Annotated in this window: 20 protein-coding genes and 1 pseudogene; 19 read left to right on the forward strand and 2 right to left on the reverse strand. The window is 72.6% G+C overall.

Going from position 1 to position 18244, the window contains the following annotated elements:
- Window positions 1-3: 3 nt before the first annotated feature.
- The 4 genes from ACWGJ5_RS22105 to ACWGJ5_RS22120 all read left to right on the forward strand — a co-directional run bounded on the left by ACWGJ5_RS22105 (window position 4) and on the right by ACWGJ5_RS22120 (window position 6033).
- Window positions 4-1956, forward strand: coding sequence for a dipeptidyl-peptidase 5 (locus ACWGJ5_RS22105; protein WP_453311383.1), 1953 nt, complete (start codon window positions 4-6; stop codon window positions 1954-1956).
- The gene (locus tag ACWGJ5_RS22110; protein WP_453311384.1) at window positions 1953-2876 is read left to right on the forward strand and encodes a S66 peptidase family protein; all 924 of its coding nucleotides are present in this window, start codon (window positions 1953-1955) and stop codon (window positions 2874-2876) included. The genes ACWGJ5_RS22105 and ACWGJ5_RS22110 overlap by 4 nt, the downstream gene beginning before the upstream one ends.
- A 577-nt stretch (window positions 2877-3453) precedes the next feature.
- Complete coding sequence (locus tag ACWGJ5_RS22115; protein WP_453311385.1) at window positions 3454-4008, forward strand: GNAT family N-acetyltransferase; 555 nt, start codon at window positions 3454-3456, stop codon at window positions 4006-4008.
- A gap of 63 nt (window positions 4009-4071) precedes the next feature.
- Window positions 4072-6033 carry a DUF5107 domain-containing protein gene (locus tag ACWGJ5_RS22120; RefSeq protein ID WP_453311386.1) on the forward strand — a complete coding sequence of 654 codons (1962 nt, stop codon included), beginning with the start codon at window positions 4072-4074 and terminating at the stop codon, window positions 6031-6033.
- Window positions 6034-6038: 5 nt separating this feature from the next.
- Here the strand turns inward: ACWGJ5_RS22120 and ACWGJ5_RS22125 are convergent, their stop codons facing one another.
- Window positions 6039-6386, reverse strand: coding sequence for a VOC family protein (locus ACWGJ5_RS22125; protein WP_453311387.1), 348 nt, complete (start codon window positions 6384-6386; stop codon window positions 6039-6041).
- Between the two features lie 80 nt (window positions 6387-6466).
- Here ACWGJ5_RS22125 and ACWGJ5_RS22130 point away from each other — a divergent pair, with 80 nt between their 5' ends.
- The gene (locus ACWGJ5_RS22130; RefSeq protein ID WP_453311388.1) at window positions 6467-6895 is read left to right on the forward strand and encodes a phage holin family protein; all 429 of its coding nucleotides are present in this window, start codon (window positions 6467-6469) and stop codon (window positions 6893-6895) included.
- Between the two features lie 93 nt (window positions 6896-6988).
- On the opposite strand, the pseudogene ACWGJ5_RS22135 reads toward ACWGJ5_RS22130, so the two are convergent.
- Window positions 6989-7194, reverse strand: a pseudogene (locus ACWGJ5_RS22135) (LLM class F420-dependent oxidoreductase); the annotation flags it as partial.
- Between the two features lie 207 nt (window positions 7195-7401).
- Between ACWGJ5_RS22135 and ACWGJ5_RS22140 the strand changes: the two are divergent.
- From ACWGJ5_RS22140 to ACWGJ5_RS22205, 14 genes are all read left to right on the forward strand, one after another.
- A complete protein-coding gene (locus ACWGJ5_RS22140) occupies window positions 7402-8862 on the forward strand; it encodes an NAD(P)/FAD-dependent oxidoreductase (RefSeq protein WP_453311389.1) in 1461 nt (486 codons plus the stop codon).
- Window positions 8863-8927: 65 nt separating this feature from the next.
- Window positions 8928-10775 carry a transketolase gene (locus tag ACWGJ5_RS22145; RefSeq protein ID WP_453311390.1) on the forward strand — a complete coding sequence of 616 codons (1848 nt, stop codon included), beginning with the start codon at window positions 8928-8930 and terminating at the stop codon, window positions 10773-10775.
- Window positions 10772-11707, forward strand: a complete 936-nt coding sequence (gene ligD / locus ACWGJ5_RS22150; RefSeq protein ID WP_453311391.1) for a non-homologous end-joining DNA ligase — start codon at window positions 10772-10774, stop codon at window positions 11705-11707. The genes ACWGJ5_RS22145 and ligD overlap by 4 nt, the downstream gene beginning before the upstream one ends.
- 45 nt (window positions 11708-11752) lie before the next feature.
- Window positions 11753-12127 (forward strand): gas vesicle protein GvpO, encoded by a 375-nt coding sequence (locus ACWGJ5_RS22155; protein WP_453311392.1) that lies wholly within the window; start codon window positions 11753-11755, stop codon window positions 12125-12127.
- Between the two features lie 69 nt (window positions 12128-12196).
- Window positions 12197-12616 (forward strand): gas vesicle structural protein GvpA, encoded by a 420-nt coding sequence (locus tag ACWGJ5_RS22160; RefSeq protein WP_453311393.1) that lies wholly within the window; start codon window positions 12197-12199, stop codon window positions 12614-12616.
- Window positions 12613-13383: a GvpL/GvpF family gas vesicle protein gene (locus tag ACWGJ5_RS22165; RefSeq protein WP_453311394.1), complete on the forward strand. Its 771-nt coding sequence runs from the start codon at window positions 12613-12615 to the stop codon at window positions 13381-13383. Before ACWGJ5_RS22160 ends, ACWGJ5_RS22165 begins: the two co-directional genes overlap by 4 nt.
- Window positions 13384-13409: 26 nt before the next feature.
- Window positions 13410-13667 (forward strand): gas vesicle protein GvpG, encoded by a 258-nt coding sequence (locus ACWGJ5_RS22170; RefSeq protein ID WP_453311395.1) that lies wholly within the window; start codon window positions 13410-13412, stop codon window positions 13665-13667.
- Window positions 13668-13669: 2 nt separating this feature from the next.
- The gene (locus tag ACWGJ5_RS22175) at window positions 13670-14281 is read left to right on the forward strand and encodes a DNA primase (protein WP_453311508.1); all 612 of its coding nucleotides are present in this window, start codon (window positions 13670-13672) and stop codon (window positions 14279-14281) included.
- Entirely contained in the window at window positions 14278-15408 is a 1131-nt protein-coding gene (locus tag ACWGJ5_RS22180; RefSeq protein ID WP_453311396.1) for an SRPBCC family protein, read from the forward strand. The genes ACWGJ5_RS22175 and ACWGJ5_RS22180 overlap by 4 nt, the downstream gene beginning before the upstream one ends.
- Window positions 15405-15740, forward strand: coding sequence for a gas vesicle protein (locus ACWGJ5_RS22185; protein ID WP_453311397.1), 336 nt, complete (start codon window positions 15405-15407; stop codon window positions 15738-15740). Before ACWGJ5_RS22180 ends, ACWGJ5_RS22185 begins: the two co-directional genes overlap by 4 nt.
- The gene (locus ACWGJ5_RS22190; RefSeq protein WP_453311398.1) at window positions 15737-16495 is read left to right on the forward strand and encodes a GvpL/GvpF family gas vesicle protein; all 759 of its coding nucleotides are present in this window, start codon (window positions 15737-15739) and stop codon (window positions 16493-16495) included. The genes ACWGJ5_RS22185 and ACWGJ5_RS22190 overlap by 4 nt, the downstream gene beginning before the upstream one ends.
- Window positions 16492-16680, forward strand: coding sequence for a gas vesicle protein (locus ACWGJ5_RS22195; protein WP_351606526.1), 189 nt, complete (start codon window positions 16492-16494; stop codon window positions 16678-16680). Before ACWGJ5_RS22190 ends, ACWGJ5_RS22195 begins: the two co-directional genes overlap by 4 nt.
- Window positions 16677-16958 carry a gas vesicle protein K gene (locus tag ACWGJ5_RS22200; protein ID WP_453311399.1) on the forward strand — a complete coding sequence of 94 codons (282 nt, stop codon included), beginning with the start codon at window positions 16677-16679 and terminating at the stop codon, window positions 16956-16958. Before ACWGJ5_RS22195 ends, ACWGJ5_RS22200 begins: the two co-directional genes overlap by 4 nt.
- Before the next feature lie 734 nt (window positions 16959-17692).
- Complete coding sequence (locus ACWGJ5_RS22205) at window positions 17693-18238, forward strand: hypothetical protein (RefSeq protein WP_453311400.1); 546 nt, start codon at window positions 17693-17695, stop codon at window positions 18236-18238.
- The last annotated feature ends 6 nt before the right edge of the window (window positions 18239-18244 follow it).

The following is an 18244-nucleotide window of genomic DNA, read 5'->3' on the forward strand; positions in this document are numbered from 1 at the left end:
GAGGTGCTGACCTCGCCGTACGGATCGTGGCCGTCGCCCATCGACGCGGCGCTGGCCGCCGCGCACGACGGGCAGCCGGAGTGGGTGGGCTTCGTCGGGGACGAGGTGTGGTGGACCGAGCCGCGGCCGGCCGAGGGCGGCCGCCGGGCACTGGTGCGGCGGACGGCACAGGGCGCGGAGGAGGTCGTGCTGCCCGCGCCGTGGAACGTGCGCAACCGGGTGGTGGAGTACGGCGGCCGGCCCTGGACCGGGGCGCCGCGCGACGGCGGACCGCTCGTGGTGTTCACCGACTTCGCCGACCAACGGCTGTACCGGTACGAGCCCGGCGGCGAGCCGCGCCCGCTGACCCCGGTGTCCCCGGTGGGCGGGGGACTGCGCTGGGCGGACCCGCACATGGACCTCGAGCGCGACGAGGTGTGGTGCGTGCTGGAGGAGTTCACCGGGGAGGGCCCCTCGGACGTGCGGCGGGTGCTGGCTGCCGTGCCGCTGGACGGCTCCGCCGCCGGGGACCGGTCCGCCGTACGCGAACTCACCGACGGCCGGCACCGGTTCGTCACCGGGCCCCGCGTCTCGCCGGACGGCCGCCGGGCGGCCTGGCTCGCCTGGGACCATCCGCGCATGCCGTGGGACGGGACCGAACTGCTCGTCGCCGACATCGGGGACGACGGCACACTGCACACCGTCCGCACGGTGGCCGGCGGACCCCAGGAGGCGATCGCGCAGGCCGAATGGTCGGCGGACAACCGTCTTCTGTACGCGAGTGACCGCAGCGGCTGGTGGAACCTGTACCGGGACGGCATCCCGCTGTGCCGGCGCGAGGAGGAGTTCGCCGGCCCGTTGTGGAAGCCGGGCCTGCGCTGGTTCGCGCCGCTGGACAACGCCCTGGTGGCGGTCGTACACGGCCGGGGGCCGACCGTGCTCGGGATACTGGACCCGGAGTCCGGGGAGATCGTCGACGCCGCCGGGCCGTGGACCGAGTTCGGCGCCACCCTGGCGGTCCACGGCGGGCGTGTGGTGGGCGTCGGTGCCAGCCCGCGCACCGGGCCCGAGGTGGTCGAGCTGAACACCGCCACCGGCCGGGCCCGCGCGATCGGCGCCCGGCACCGGGACGCCGTCGACCCCGCGTACTACCCGGAGCCGCAGATCCGCGTCTTCACCGGACCCGACGGCCGTGAGGTGCACGCCCACGTCTACCCGCCGCACCACCCCGAACGCACCGCTCCCGACGGGGAGCTGCCGCCCTACGTCATCTGGGCGCACGGCGGCCCCACCAGCCGGGTGCCGCTCGTGCTGGACCTGGAGATCGCCTACTTCACCTCGCGTGGCATCGGCGTCGCGGAGGTGAACTACGGCGGCTCCACCGGGTACGGCCGGGCCTACCGCGAGCGGCTGCGCGAGCAGTGGGGCGTGGTCGACGTCGAGGACTGCGCGGCCGTCGCCCGTGCCCTCGCCGACGAGGGCACCGCCGATCCCGCCCGGCTCGCGATCCGGGGCGGCAGCGCGGGCGGCTGGACCACCGCCGCCTCCCTGACCACGACCGACGTCTACGCCTGCGGCACCATCATCTACCCGGTCCTGGACCTGGTCACCTGGGGGCCGGGGGAGACCCACGACTTCGAGTCCCGCTACCTGGAGTCGCTGATCGGCCCGCTCGCCGAGGTGCCCGCCCGGTACGCCGAGCGCTCGCCGGGCACCCACGCCGACCGGCTCACCGCGCCGTTCCTGCTGCTCCTTGGCCTGGACGACGTGATCTGCCCGCCCACCCAGTGCGAACGTCTCCTCGCCCGGATCGCCGGCCGGGACGTGCCGCACGCATACCTCACCTTCGAGGGAGAGGGGCACGGATTCCGGCGGGCGGAGACCATGGTGCGCGCCCTGGAGGCCGAACTCTCCCTGTACGCCCAGGTGTTCAAACTGGACGTGACCGATGTCCCGAGACTGGAGCTGCACACGTGAAGGAACTGACGCGCCCGGAGCGGCTGGCCCCGGGCGCCCGGGTGGCCGTCGTCGCCACCAGCGGGCCGGTGCCCGAGGAGCGGCTGCAGGCGGGGCTCGACGTGCTGCGCGGCTGGGACCTGGATCCGGTCGTCGCACCCCATGTGCTCGACCGTCACGGCGAGTTCGGCTACCTGGCCGGCCGGGACGCCGAGCGCGCGGCCGACCTCCAGAACGCCTGGTGCGACCCGGCCGTCGCCGCGGTGCTGTGCGCCCGCGGCGGGTACGGCGCCCAGCGCATGGTCGACCTGCTGGACTGGGACGCGATGCGGGCGGCCGGGCCCAAGGTGTTCGTGGGCTTCAGCGACGTCACCGTGCTGCACCAGGCGTTCGCCACCCGGCTGGGTCTGGTCAGCCTGTACGGGCCGGCCGCCGCCGGGATCGACTTCATCAAGAGCGCCCGCGCACAGGAGCGGCTGCACTCCACCCTGTTCGCTCCGGAGAGCGTGCGGACCCTGATCTCGGCCGGGACCGGACTGGCGCCCGGCCGAGCCCGGGGGATCACGCTCGGTGGCTGTCTGAGCCTGCTGGCCACCGACCTCGGCACCCCGTACGCCCGGCCCGCCGCCCGGGGCGGGCTGCTGCTCCTGGAGGACGTGGCCGAAGCGCCGTACCGCGTCGACCGGTTGCTGACCCAGTTGCTGCGCTCCGGCTGGCTCGACGGGGTCGCCGGGATCGGGCTCGGCTCCTGGCGCGACTGCGGCCGTTACGAGGAACTGCGCCCGGTCCTCGCCGACCGGCTCGGCGGACTCGGGGTGCCGGTGGTGGAGGAGCTGGGATTCGGGCACTGCGACGACGCGGTGACCGTCCCGTTCGGCGTGCGGGCCGAACTCGACGCGGACGCGGGCACCTTGACACTGGACGAACCGGCCCTGCGCTGACGGCCCGCACTGAATCTCCGCCAGAAACTTCGACGTGTGTCGGCTCGGACGGATCGGCTGGTGCCGGTCTGGGGGATGCCGGGTGCCGGTCCGGGTGGATTGGCTGGAGCCGGGCTGGCTGGGTTTCCGTGCCGGTTCGTGCGGGTTCGAGGTGCTGGCCCGGGTGGGTTGGCTGGTGTCGGGCGGGGTGGATGTCAGGTGCCGGTCCGGGTGGATGCCGGGTGCCGGGCTGGGTGGATTCGGGGTGTCGACCCGGGCGGATGTCAGGTGCCGGGCTGGGCGGGTTCGAGGTGTCGGCTCGGGCGGATCGGCTGGTGCCGGTCCGGGTGGATGTCCGGTGCCGGTCCGGATGGATGCCGGGTGCCGGGCTGGGCGGGTTCGAGGTACCGGTCCGGGTGGATTCGGGGTGTCGGTCCGGGCGGATGTCAGGTGCCGGTTCGGGAGGATTGGGGGTGTTGGCCCAGGCTGATTCCAGGAGCCGGTGTCGGATTGCCGGTGACGGGCCGGGCGGATTCCTGGGCGACGGGCCGGGCAGATTCGCGGAGACCGTGTGGGCGGGACGCCGTACGCTGGCACGATGCCGCACACCGCATGCCACTACCTCGCCGAGGGCCCCCGCGTGGGCATCCGTCACTTCACCCTCGAGGACGGACCCGAGTTCACCGCGAGGACCCGGGAGAGCAAGGACCTGCACCGGCCCTGGCTGTTCCCGCCGGACAAGGACAAGGCCTACGCCGCCTACGCGCGCCCGCTGATCGAGGACCCGACCAAGGCCGGCTTCCTGGTGTGCGAGAAGGACAGCGGGGAGGTCGCCGGGTTCATCAACATCAACAACATCGTGCGCGGCGGCTTCCAGTGCGGCGCCCTCGGCTACGGGGCCTTCGCGCACGCCGCCGGGCGCGGCCTGATGCGCGAGGGCCTCGACCTGGTCATCGAGTACGCCTTCGGCCCACTCGGGCTGCACCGGCTGGAGATCAACGTGCAGCCCGAGAACACCGCCTCCATCGCGATGGCGCGCGGCGCAGGCTTCCGGCTGGAGGGGTTCTCCCCGGCCATGCTCTACATCGACGGCGCCTGGCGCGACCACGAACGCTGGGCACTCACCGCCGAGATGCGCGACCCCACCGTCTGAACAGACCCTTTGCGCAATCCTGACCGGCACATCCCCTGGCCGACTCGACCCACGCCGGGTTCCATGGTGATCGTGACGAGGATCCGACGTGAGGTACTGACGCTGCCCGCCGCGCAGTTGGGGCCCGACAACCCCCTGCCCCCGCTGCGCCCGCTCGACGAGGTCCACCGCATCGACGGCCGCGACCGGGACGGCATGCCCAGGGACATGGCCCGCCAGCTCGGCTACGAGCCGCTGCGCAGCCTGCTCCCGGTCCGCGTCCGCGACGGCTACGACAGAACCCGCGAGCCCCGCCCCCTCGACGCCCTGGTGATCGAGAACGACCGGCTGCGCGCCACCGTCCTGCCCGGCCTCGGCGGCCGCATCGCCTCCCTGATCCACCTGCCCACCGGACGCGAACTCCTCTACCGCAACCCGGTGTTCCAGCCCGCCAACTTCGCCCTGAACGGCGCCTGGTACTCCGGTGGCATCGAATGGAACATCGGCGCCACGGGCCACACCACCCTCTCCTGCGCACCCCTGCACGCCGCCCGCGTCCCCGCCCCGGACGGGGGCGAGATGCTGCGCCTGTGGGAGTGGGAGCGGCTGCGTGACCTGCCCTTCCAGGTCGACCTGTGGCTGCCCGACGGCTCCGACTTCCTCTACGTCGGCGTCCGCCTCCGCAACCCGCACGAGCGGCCGGTGCCGACGTACTGGTGGTCCAACATCGCGGTGCCGGAGGAGCGCCGGGTCCTGGCCCCCGCCGAGGAGGCGTGGAACTTCGGCTACGAGCGCCGCCTGCGCCGCGTGCCCGTCCCGTCGTACGACGGCATCGACCGCACCCAGCCTCTCAACAGCCCCTACGCCGCCGACTACTTCTACGAGGTGCCGGACGGCCGCCGCCGCTGGATCGCCGCGCTGGACGCCGACGGCCACGGGCTGGTGCAGACCTCCACCGACGCCCTGCGCGGCCGCAAGCTCTTCGTGTGGGGCCACCTCCCCGGCGGCCGGCGCTGGCAGGAGTGGCTGACCGAACCCGGCACCGGCGGCTACTGCGAGATCCAGGCCGGGCTCGCCCGCACCCAGCTGGAACACGTCCGGCTGGAGGCCGAGAGCGAGGTGTCCTGGCTGGAGGCGTACGGCCCGCTCGACGCATCCCCCGAGGGGGAGTGGACCCGGGCCGTGCAGAGCGCGGAGGAACGGCTGGAGTCCACCCTGCCGCGCGCCCGGGTGGAGGAGGCGCATGCGGCATGGCAGCCGTGCGCCGACACCGAACCCGGCGAGATCCTGGCCGCCGGATCCGGCTGGGGCGCCCTCGAAGTGCTGCGCGGCGACTGGAAACTGCCCGGCACCCCGTTCCCCGAGTCCACCCTCGGCGAGGCACAGGCCCCCTGGCGGGAACTGCTGCGCACCGGCTCCCTGCCCGAGCCGCGCCGGGTACGGCCGCCCGGCGAGACCCTCGTCGCCCCGCACTGGCGGGACATGCTGGAAACCGCGCCCGCCACCCCGCACACCGAGTACCACCTCGGCGTCGCCCAGTGGCACGCCGGCGACCGCGCCCAGGCCGTCCGCAGCTGGGAACGCGCCCTCGGACTCGCCCCGTCTCTCTGGCCGTTGCTGCGCTGCCTGGCCGTCGCCGACCAGGAGTCCGGTCATCACGAACGGGCCGCCGATCGGTACGCGGACGCCTTCGACGACCTGTGCCGCGAGCGCCGCGACGACAAGGAGACATGGACCGCCGCCGTGGCCGCGCTCGGGCGGGAAACCCTGCAGGCACTGTTCCGGGTGCGGCGGACGGCGGACGCCCGGGCGGTCTGGGACCGGTTGCTGCCCGCCGTGCGCCGGCGCGGCCGGTTCCGGCTGCTGGAGGCCGAACTGCTGCTCGCCGAGGGCCGGCCCGAGGAGGCCCGGACGGTGTTCGGCACGGGGTTCGAGGTCGCCGACCTGCGGGAGGGCGAGGAGGTGCTCGGCCGGTTGTGGGCCCGGCTCACCGACGAGCCCCTGCCCGCCCGCCACGACTTCCGGATGCGGCCCGACGCGGTCTGACCGGCTCAGCCCCGCTGGTCGACGTACTCGAACACCGACCCGTCCGGATGCATCGCGATCAGGTTCCGGCCCACCGGCGTCGGCACCGGCCCCGCGATGATCCGGGCACCGAGGTCGGTCAGCAGCCGGTGTGCCTCGTCCACGTCCTCGACGGCGATGGTCGCCGCCACCTTGCGCAGGATCTCCAATTCCGCCTCCGGGCCGCTCATCAGCAGGAAGGAGCCGATCGCGGCGACCTGGACCCCACCGCGCCCGAAACGCAGCGCTCTGCCGCCCGACAGACGCTCGTAGAAGGGGATCGCGGTCTCGAGGTCGTCGACGCAGATGCGCAGCGAGGCGCCCAGAATCTCCATGCGCCCGAGCCTAGTTGCGGCGACCCGGGCCGTGCAGGGAGCCCGCGTTACCCGCTGTGTCCGCCGGGTACCCGCAGGGTATGGACCGTTCGGAACACCTGGAACACCTGGAACATCTCGACAAGCGTCTGGTCGAAGAGCTGGCACAGGTGGCACGCGAGACGGTACGCGACGAACTGCGCGAACAGTCCCGCAAGCAGCGTCGCACCGCCCTGCTCTACGCCGCGTCCGGCGCCGCCGCGCTGTACGCCGGTGCCGCGCTGGCCCTCGCCGTCGGCCTGGCCCTGGCGACCGGCCTGCCCAGCTGGGGCGCCGCCCTGATCACTGCGGCGATCACGGGCGCGGTGGCCTACGCCCTGCGCGGCGCCGCCCACCCGAGGCACGGCCACCCCTCGCCTCCGGCGCACGTCATCGGCGGCACCCCGCCGGCGGGCCCGCCGAGCGGCCTGGGCCTGCCATACCCTCCGATGCCGAAGGAGCCTCCGGACACCGGCGACCACAGGGCCTGAGCACAGCGAACCGAACCGAAGAACCCCTTCTGATCGACCCGATCTGGTTCACGTACACCCGGTCGAACCCGGCGTCGGCGAACGCCGTCAACGTGGACAGGTGCTGATCACTGCCGTCTCGATGGGCAGCGACACCGCCTCGGACAGGGCCCCGATCACCGACCACACGAACGCGCTCTGCCTCTGCGCGTCGTTCCACGGATGGAAGTGGTCGGAGATCCACAGCGCCCGGAAGCCGGCCTGCTCGTCGATCCGGGCCTGCTCGACGAGCTCGGCGGGGTGTGCTCCTGGCTCGCCAGGAAATGGCCGTACCGGGCATGCCGAAACTCCCCACGGGCGACGCCGGTCCCGGGCCGGGTAACCGGTGCCTGCCGGGTCAAACACCGCGGGCGCGGCGCGGCGTTCGGGTGCTCCGACCGGCGTACGGGTGACCCGCGCGGCGTTTGGGTGCCCCGGCCTCGGTTACGCGGAAAACCTCGGACGAGCCACACCGCCGGAGGCGCACCGTGAGCCGATCTCACGTCGTGATCGTCGGCGCCGGTTTCGCCGGGTACCGGGCTGCCCGCACACTGGCCCGGCTGACCCGGAACCGGGCCGACATCACTCTGCTGAACCCGACCGACTACTTCCTGTACCTGCCCCTGCTGCCCCAGGTCGCCGCCGGCATCCTGGAGGCCCGCAGGGTCACCGTGTCGCTGCCGGGCACCCTGCACGGCGTGCGGATGGTGCTCGGCGAGGCCAACCATGTCGACCTCGACGGCCGTACGGTGCACTACTCCGACGCCGAGGGCGGCATCGGCACCCTCACCTACGACCGGCTGGTGCTGTGTGTGGGCAGCGTCAACAAGCTGCTGCCCATCCCCGGGGTCGCCGAGCACGCGCACGGCTTCCGCGGGCTGCCCGAGGCGCTGTACCTGCGCGACCACGTGACCCGGCAGGTGGAGCTGGCCGCCACGGAGGACGATCCGAAGGCCTGCGCGGCCCGCTGCACCTTCGTCGTGGTCGGCGCCGGCTACACCGGCACCGAGGTGGCCGCGCAGATGCAGCTGCTCACCGACCGGCTGGCCCGCCGGCATCCGCTGTGCGCCGGGTTCCGGCCGCGCTGGATCCTGCTGGACGTGGCGCCGCGCGTGCTGCCGGAGCTGGCCGAGCGGCTGTCCCGGACGGCCGACCGGGTGCTGCGGGCTCGGGGCGTCGAGGTCCGGATGGGTACGTCGGTGAAGGAGGCCACCCACGACGGGGTGCTGCTCACCGACGGCGAGTTCGTCGCGTCCCGGACGCTGGTGTGGTGTGTCGGGGTACGGCCCGATCCGCTGGTGGAGGCGGTCGGGCAGCCGCTGGAGCGGGGCCGGCTGATCGTCGACCCTCATCTGCAGGTGCCGAGCCGGCCGGAGGTGTTCTGCTGCGGGGACGCGGCCGCCGTACCGGACCTGGAGAAGCCGGGGTCCTTCACGCCGATGACGGCCCAGCACGCGTGGCGCCAGGGCCGGGTGGCCGGGGAGAACGTGGCCGCCTCGCTCGGTGTCGGCCGGCGCCGGCGGGCCTACCGCCATCGCGACCTGGGTTTCGCCGTCGACCTCGGCGGGATCCAGGCCGCCGCGAACCCGTTCGGCGTCCCGCTGTCCGGCCCGGCGGCCGGTGCGGTCACCCGCGGCTACCACCTGGCCGCGCTGCCCGGCAACCGCGTCCGGGTGGCCGCCGACTGGCTGCTGGACGCCGTACTGCCGCGCCAGGGCGTCCAGTTGGGCCTCGTACGGTCCTGGTCGGTTCCCCTGGACACGGCCTCTCCGGAGCTGGCACGCGTACCGGGCGGGCCGGAGCGCGCGGGTGAGCCGGAGCAGGCGGAAGAAGCGGTGCGGACCCGGCAAGCGGAACGTGACGGCGAACCGCCGGCCGCCGGGCGCGGGGACCACCCCGCCCCCGGCCCGGTCAAGCGCACCGACCCGCCGGACCCCGCTGCCGGGTGACCGCCGAGTGACCCGCTGCCGAGTGGCCTCCGGCCGTACCCCCTCGACTCACCGCAAGGAGACCCATGAACACCGCCGAACTCGCCGAGCTGGGACAGCAGTTGCGCGTGGACAGCGTGCGGGCATCCGCCGCCGCGGGATCCGGGCACCCCACGTCCTCGATGTCCGCCGCCGATCTGATGGCCGTACTCCTCGCCAACCATCTGCGCTACGACTTCGAACGCCCCGAGCACCCCGCCAACGACCGCTTCGTGCTGTCCAAGGGACACGCCTCGCCCCTGCTGTACGCCACGTACAAGGCGGCCGGTGCCATCGAGGACGGCGAGCTGCTCACCTTCCGCAAGCTCGGCAGCCGGCTCGAAGGACACCCGACGCCCCGGCGGCTGCCCTGGGTGGAGACGGCCACCGGATCCCTCGGCCAGGGCCTGCCGGTCGGGGTCGGCATCGCCCTCGCCGGCAAGCGGCTGGAGCGCACCGGCTACCGGGTGTGGGTGCTGTGCGGCGACAGTGAGCTCGCGGAGGGCTCGGTCTGGGAGGCCGCCGAACACGCCGGGCACGAACACCTGGACAACCTGATCGCGATCGTGGACGTCAACCGGCTCGGCCAGCGCGGCCCCACCCGGCACGGCCACCACCTGGACGCCTACGCCCGCCGATTCCAGGCCTTCGGCTGGCACACCGTCGAGATCGACGGCCACGACGTCGACAAGATCGACCGGGCCTACGGCGAGGCGCTGTCCACGGCCGGGCAGCCCGTGGCGATCCTCGCCCGCACCCTCAAGGGCAAGGGCGTGGCCGCCGTCGAGGACCTGGAGGGCCATCACGGAAAGCCGCTGGCGGACGCCGAGGAGGCCGTCGCCGAGCTCGGCGGACCGCGCTCGCTGCACGTCCGGGTCGGCGAGCCGCCGGCCGCCGCCGCGCTGCGCGACCTGACGACCGAGGTGCTGCAGCTCCCGCGCTACGACGAGGGCGACGAGGTCGCGACCCGGGATGCCTTCGGCGCCGCACTCGCCGCCCTCGGCAGCGCGCGGGGCGATGTCGTCGCCCTGGACGGCGAGGTCGGCGACTCCACCCGCACCGAGGAGTTCGCCAAGGCCCACCCCGACCGGTTCTTCGAGTGCTACATCGCCGAGCAGCAGCTGGTCGCCGCGGCCGTCGGCATGGCGGTGCGGGGCTGGCTGCCGTACGCCTCGACGTTCGCCGCGTTCCTCACCCGCGCACACGACTTCGTGCGGATGGCGTCCATCAGCGGCTCCGGCATCAACCTGGTCGGCTCGCACGCCGGCGTCGCGATCGGCCAGGACGGGCCCTCCCAGATGGGCCTGGAGGACCTGGCGATGTTCCGCGCCGTGTACGGCTCGACCGTGCTCTATCCGTGCGACGCCAACCAGACCGCCCGGCTGGTCGCGGCCATGGCCGGCCTCGACGGGATCCGCTATCTGCGCACCTCGCGCGGCAAGACACCGGTCATCTACGGCCCCGACGAGGAGTTCCCGGTCGGTGGCAGCAAGACGCTCGTCTCCAGCGAGGAGGACCGGCTGACGGTCGTGGCCGCCGGGGTCACCGTGCCCGAGGCGCTGGCCGCGGCCGACCGGCTCGCCGCGGACGGCATCCGGGTACGCGTCATCGACCTGTACTCCGTCAAGCCCGTCGACGCCGAGACGTTGCACCGGGCCGCCGAGGAGACCGGCTGTCTGCTCACCGTGGAGGACCACCACGCCGAGGGCGGCCTCGGTGACGCCGTCGCGGAGGCCTTCGGCGACGGCCGGCCCGTGCCCCGGCTGGTCCGGCTCGCGGTGCGCACCATGCCGGGCTCGGCCGCGCCCGACGAGCAGCTGAACGCGGCCGGCATCGACGCCGTGGGCATCGCGACGGCGGCCAGGCTGCTGGTGGAGGAGGCGGTCGTGCGATGAACGACGCGGACGCCCGGACCGTACGGGCGGGCCACCGCACGGTGGAGATCAAGCGGCCCGGGAAGGTCCTCTTCCCGGGCGGCGCCGGCGCCAAGGAGTACACCAAGGGCGATCTCGCCGACTACTACCGGTCCGTCGCGCCGTACATGCTGCCGCACCTGCGGGGCCGTCCGCTGATGCTGGAGCGGTATCCGGACGGTGTCGACGGGCAGCGCTTCATGCAGAAGAACATCCCGGAGCACTATCCGGACTGGATCACCCGCGCCGAGGTCCCCAAGGAGGGCGGCACGGTCACCCATGCCGTCTGCGACGACACCGCCACCCTCCTCTACCTCGCCGACCAGGCCTGCCTCACCCTGCACCGCTGGCTCTCCCGCACGGACCGCGCCGCCGGCCCGGACCACCCCGACCGGCTCGTCTTCGACCTCGACCCTCCCGGCGACGACTTCGCCCCCGTGCGTGAGGCGGCCGGCCTGCTGCGGGAGCTGCTGGACGAACTGGGGCTGCCCGCCGCCCCCATGACCACCGGGTCGCGCGGTCTCCATCTCGTCGTCCACCTCGACGGCCGCAGCGACTTCGACGAGGTCCGCGAAGTCGCCCGTGACGTGGCCGAGTTGCTGGCCTCCCGGCATCCGGACCGGCTCACCACGGCGGCCCGGAAACAGGACCGCGGTGACCGCCTCTACCTCGACGTGCAGCGCAATGCCTACGCACAGACCGCTGTCGCCCCCTACACCGTGCGCGCCCGCCCCGGCGCCCCCGTCGCCGTACCCCTCGCCTGGGAGCAGCTGGACGACCCCGGGCTCGACGCCCGCCGCTGGACCATCGCCGACGCCGTCGACCAGGCCGGCACCGATCCCTGGGCCGGCCTGCCGGGCCGGGGGCGCGCCCTGGGTCCGGCCCGGCGGCGTCTCGCGGACCATCGCACCTGAATGTTTGGCCAGGGATGACCGGGCCACCCGCAGAGGGAGGTGGCCATGTCGAACACAAACAACACATCCCAGTCACAACGTCCACAGAAAACACATAACTCACAGGAGTCACACAGCGACGACAAGCGCAGCAAGGCAGAGGAGCCTCGGCCCGCGCCCATCGAGGTGCTGCGACAAGCGCGTGCCCAGCTCGCCGAACTCACCGGGCTTGCCCCCGAGTCGGTGACCTCCTTCGAGCAGACCGAGGACGGATGGGCGCTTGAGGTGGAGGTTCTCGAACTCGCGCGGGTCCCGGACACCATGAGCCTGATGGCGAGCTACCAGATCGATCTCGACCAGGAGGCCCGGCTCACCGGCTACCGGCGCGTTCACCGATATGAACGCGGACGGTCCGACGCGCGCCGACCCGGCGGTCGCTAGGCCGCCCCCCGCCTACCGCGCCCACGGAGCCACCGTGACACCGACCACTCACGAGGAGGAGCAGCGGGCATGACCGTTGTCCCGGCACAGCAGACCGCAGGTGGAGGCGGCAGCAGCGGCCTCTACGACGTACTGGAACTGGTCCTGGACAGGGGACTCGTGATCGACGCGTTCGTGCGGGTCTCCCTGGTCGGTATCGAGATCCTGAAGATCGACGTCCGGGTCGTCGTGGCCAGCGTCGACACATATCTGCGCTTCGCCGAGGCGTGCAACCGTCTCGACCTGGAGGCCGGACCCCACAAGACCCCCGGGCTGCCCGACCTCGTCGGCGAGGTCACCGAGTCCGGCGCGCGCGGCAAGTCCAAGGGCGCCCTGTCCGGCGCCGCGGAGACCATCTCCGACGCCTTCAAGCAGGCCCGCGAGGAGGGCGCCGAGGCCCGGCCCCGCGCCCGTAAGGACACAGCCCGCAGGAAGGAGGAGAGGGAGTGAGTACGTACGTCTACGGGATCATCGCCCGGTCGCACCCCTCCCTGCCCGAGGGCATGACGGGCGTGGGCGAGCCGCCCCGTCCGGTGCGGGTCGTCACGGCCGGTGAGCTGGCCGCCCTGGTCAGTGACGCCCCCGAGGGGCTGCGGCCCAAGCGCCGCGACCTGCTCGCACACCAGAACGTCCTCGCCGAGAGCGGCGCGGCCGGCTGTGTGCTGCCGATGCGGTTCGGGAACCTGGCTCCCGACGACGAGACCGTCACCCACGTGCTCGACGAGCGCGCCGACCACTACCGGGAGCGGCTGAAGGCCCTGGACGGCAAGGTCGAGTACAACGTCAAGGCGAACCACGTGGAGGACGCCGTCCTGCAGCGTGTGATGGCCGAGGACGCGGAGCTGCGCTCGTTCGCCGAGGCCACCCGACGGGCGGGCGGCGGCACTTACGACGACAGGCTGCGCCTCGGCGAGATGGTCGCGACCGCCGTCAAAGCCAAGGAGGCCGAGGACGCGGTCTCTGTGCAGGCTGGTCTCGAGCCGGCCGCCGCCGCGGTCAGCGCCGGCCCGCAGTCCACGGGCTGGCTGCTCAACGTCTCGTTCCTGGTTCCCCGGGAGGGGGCCGAGGGCTTCGTCACCGCCGTCGAGCAGGTCCGCGCCGGTCATCCCGACCTCGAACTGCGCGTCAACGGCCCGCTGCCGCCGTACAGCTTCGTCGAGCCCGGCCCCGCCGAACCGGCGGCCGACACGGCCGGCACGGATGCCGGGGCGCGGTGAGACGACGGGCCCGAAAGGAGGAGGCGATGGGGCTGATCGGTGAGGTGCTGCTGCTGCCGTTCGCACCGGTGCGCGGCGCCGGGTGGGTGATCGGCCAGGTCCTCCGCGAGGCGGAACGGATCTACTACGACCCCGCCACCGTGCGGGCGGAACTCGCCCGCCTCGAAGAGCGGCTGGAGGCGGGCGAGATCACCGAGGAGGAGTTCGACCGGTGCGAGGACGAGCTGCTCGACCGGCTGGAGACCGGCATGCGCTCCGGCTACGCAACAGGCGAGGGGACGTGATGATGAACCGAACGGCACTGGGCCTCGCCATAGGGGCCGGATATCTCCTGGGACGCACGAAGAAGCTGAAAATGGCCGTCGCGGTCGGCTCCCTGGTCGCGGGCAAGAAGCTGAACCTCGGCCCAGGAACGCTCGCCGCCGTGGCGCGGCAGCAACTGCGTGACAACCCGCAGTTCAAGGAGATCGGCGATCAGCTGCGCGAGGATCTTCGGGGCGTCGGCAAGGCGGCCTCCGGGGCCATGGTCGAGCGGCAGATGAGCGCGCTCGCCGACCGGCTGCACGACCGGACCGCCCACGTCCGCGACGAGCTGTCCGGGGCGCTGCCCGCCGTCGACTCCGACGAGGAGCGGGACGAGGACGACGACCGTGAGGCGCGCGGGGACCGCGGACGCACGGCGCGCGAGGACGACGACCGCGAGGGCCGCCGGCGGCAGCCGTCCGGCCGGAAGGCGGGCAAGACGCCCTCGGTGAAGAAGGCCTCCGCGGGCAGGAAGGCCGCGGCGGAGAAGACGGCCCCCGCGAAGAAGGCGGCGGCCAGGAAGACCGGCACAGCCGGGAAGAAGACGGCCGGCAGCCGTGGCGCCGGCTCGTCGAAGGGCGGCGATGACCGATGACCGAGACCCTCGGATCCGCGGCGTCCACGGCCGGCCGGGCCACGAAGGCCGCGCAGGACAACCCGCTCGCCGACCTCGCCCACAGCGAGGCCGCCGACCGGCTGAAGGACGAGGCACAGGAATACCTGGCCGCCCAGGCCGAACGGCTGCTCAGCGGCCTCGGGCGCAAGCTCGGCGAGACCACCGTCAAGCTCAACGACATCGCCGAGGGCAACAGCCCCGGCTTCGCCAAACTGGCGCTCGACGCAGGCCGCAAGATCGCCGAAGGCAAGGGGCCGCTGCGCTCCGCCCTGGAGCTGGGGGCCTCGAGAGTCAAGGACAACGTCACGGAGGCGGTCAAGAACCTCGGGGGCGGTAAGGGCAGGAAGAAGGGCGGGGGCGGCAACAAGCCCACGGTCATCATGGAGTCGGTGGACGTCGGCGTGCCGGTGCGCACCGCCTACGACCAGTGGACCCAGTACCAGGACTTCTCCACCTTCGCCAAGGGCGTCAAGAGCGCGAGCCGTGCCGACGACACCGGCTCCGACTGGCAGGCCAAGATCTTCTGGTCCAGCCGGAGCTGGAAGGCGCACACCACCGAGCAGCTCCCCGACCGGCGCATCCAGTGGACCTCGCAGGGCGCCAAGGGCACCACGAAGGGGGTCGTGACCTTCCACGACCTGGGCGAGAACCTCACCCGGATCCTGCTGGTCATGGAGTACTACCCGACCGGCCTGTTCGAGAAGACAGGCAATCTGTGGCGCGCCCAGGGCCGCCGGGTCAGGCTGGACCTGAAGAACTTCGCCCGGTTCATCACCCTGAAGGGAGAGGCGGAAGACGGCTGGCGCGGCGAGATCAGCGACGGCGAGGTGGTCCGCAGCCACGAGGACGCGGTGGCGGAGGAGGAGTCCGAGGAGGCCCGCGCCGAGGACGAGGGCGAGGAGCCGTACGAGGACGAGGAAGAGCCGGAGGAGTACGAGGACCGGCAGCAGGAGGAAGGGAACGAAGAGAACGAAGAGGATGAAGAGGGCGAAGAGGGGCCCGAGGAGTACGAGGAGGAGGAAGGGCCGTACGAGGACGAAGCCGAGGACGGTGAGGAATACGAGGAAGAGGAGCCCGAGTACGCCGAGCGCGGGAGCCGTCGATGACGACGCCCAGCCGGTTCCCCGAGCCGTACGGCCAGGGCAGTGGAGCCAACCTCGCCGACATCCTGGAGCGCGTGCTCGACAAGGGTGTGGTGATCGCGGGTGACATCCGGATCAACCTCCTCGACATCGAACTGCTGACCGTCAAGCTGCGGCTCATCGTCGCCTCGGTGGACAAGGCCAAGGAGATGGGCATCGACTGGTGGGAGAGCGATCCCGCGCTCTCCTCCCGGGCCCGCCGCGACCAGCTGACCCGGGAGAACGCCGCGCTGAGAGAACGGGTGGCCCGCCTGGAGGAGCTGGAGCCGGGCCGCGCGCCGAAGGAGGCACCATGACCGGACTGCGCTACGTCTACGCCGTGTGCCGCCCCTTCGGGACGCCCCTGCAGTCCCAGCTCACCGGCGTAGGGGGCGCCCCGCCGGCGTTGCTGCGCCACCACGGGCTGATCGCGGTCGTCAGCCAGGTCCCGGCGGCCGACTTCTGCGAGGAGGCTCTGAAGGCGCACCTGGAGGACCTGGACTGGCTGTCCGTGACCGCCCGCGCGCACCAGGGCGTGATCGACGCCCTCACCACGGTCACCACTCCGCTGCCGCTCCGGCTCGCGACCGTCTTCCAGGACGACAGCGGGGTGCGCACCATGATCGAGGCCCGCGAGGACGACTTCCTGCGCACCCTCGACCGGCTGGAGGGCCGGGTGGAATGGGGGGTCAAGGTCTACCTGGAGCCCGAGCCCGCCGCCGAGCCTGCTCCCGCCGCGCAGCCCGCGAGCGGCCGGGACTATCTGCGCCGACGGCGCCAGAGCACCCACGCGACCGAGGAGCGGTGGCAGCGGGCCGAGGCCTTCGCCCGCTCGCTGCACGAGGGCCTTTCCCGGTACGCCGAGGATTCCCGGCTGCACGCCCCACAGAATTCCGCGCTGTCCGCCGATCCCGGCCGGAACGTACTCAACGCGGCCTATCTGGTGCCCCGCGCGCATTCCGAGGAATTCGTGGAACTGGTGGACCGTACGAAGGACGAGGCACCCGGAATGCGAGTGGAACTCACCGGACCCTGGGCGGCCTATTCGTTCGTCGGGGAGGCGACGCCGTGACCGTGGTCGAACGACGCGAGATCGCCCTCGTCGACCTGCTCGACCGGCTGCTGGCCGGCGGAGTGGTGATCACGGGTGACCTCACCCTGCGGATCGCGGACGTCGACCTGGTCCGCATCGATCTGAACGCGCTGATCAGCTCGGTGAACGAGTCGGTGCCCTCGCCTTTCGAGGAGATCCTGTGACTGCGCGCAACCGCCTGGACCTGGAACCCGACACGGTCGAGCGCGACTTGGTGAAACTGGTGCTCACCGTGGTGGAACTGCTCCGGCAGCTGATGGAACGGCAGGCCGTGCGGCGCTTCGACACCGGCGAGCTGACCGAGGAGCAGGAGGAGCGGATCGGGCTCACCCTGATGCTCCTGGAGGACCGCATGGCCGAGCTGCGCGAACGCTACGGCCTGGGGCCCGAGGACTTGAATCTGGACCTCGGGCCGCTCGGTCCGCTGCTGCCCCGGGACTAGGTGCACGCGGTAGCCGATGAGGGCCGGGGCCAGGGCTGGGCTTTGCGGGATGACGTCCTGGCGCCGGGGCACGTCCCCAGTACCGAACGCGGCCGTCGCCACGCTCTCCTGTCGGAAACGAATGGGCTGCGTCCACAATGCCCGCACGAGCGAGCAGTTCCACGGCCTCGCGGTCGGCACCTGGTCCTGGCCGGGAGAGCGCAGGTGCCCGTTGCCAGTGAGCGTCGGCGCGGTCGGTGGCGACCGTCGAGCCGGGCTCCCTCGACCACGATCCGCAGGCCACTGATCCCGGTTCACGGGGCGCGTCGCCGCCTCGGCCGAACAGCTGGGTTCGAGACCCGGCCCGTACCGTCCTCGTGGCGCAGATCGCTGCGTCCGACTGGCCCAGGGGCTGCTCCTGCACCGCACTGCCAAGCGAGCGCCGTCCGCGGTACCCGCCTGGAGAACCTGTTCTCGGGGCTTGGGTATTCCTTTGAGCGTCCTTGGCGGGCAGATGGTTGTAATGGGTGATCACGTCTTGCGAGCATGCTGAAGTTTGATCATGGAACAGGGGTTGACAGGTGGCCCGCGACGGGGACTTGATCGTGGACGAGCCAGGAGAGATGTCGGGGGCCCGCCGCGGCACTGAAGCCGTGAGGCCGGCCGAACGCCATGACGATCCCAGCGAGTTGGCCGCACGGGGCGTTGTGCCGACGCCGCCACGTTCGCGCTTGACGGACATCGCCGATCAAACGGTGATTCGTAGCGGTGCCGACGAGCCGAAGGGCGGTGTCGCCGCCTCGGTTGCCACCGTGTCGGCGGACGTCGACGTCCCTGCCGGCCGGGGGACCCTCCCGCCTCCCGTCGAGGCGGTCCCCGAGGAGGAGGCCGCGCAGGCGCGCCGACGCCGGTTTCTCGCCGAGCTGGGCGAGTTCCGGCGGTCACGGGTGCTGGTGCCGGTGGGCACGTTGCCCGGCCCGGATGCCGAGGAAGTCCCCTTGACGGTGGACATGGGCGGAGTGCGCTGGATCCTGGCGTTCACCGGTGAGAGGGCGTTGGCGCGGTACGCGGTGGCCCGAGGGGGAGACGGAGGGGCGTGGCGGTACCGGGGCGTGTGGGGCGCCGCTCTGCTGGACGCGGCCGTGCCGGCGGTGGCCGAGTCGGGTGTGCCGTGCGGCGTGTTGGTGAACGCGGCCGACGGTGAACACGCACTGGTGCTGCCGCCGGTGGCCCAAGTGGTGCCGGAGGCGGTCGCGGTGAACGGGCCGGACCATCGTGCGGACGGGGAGGCGGGGCGGTAATGGAGA

It is taken from the genome of Streptomyces sp. NPDC054783, from assembly GCF_053611725.1.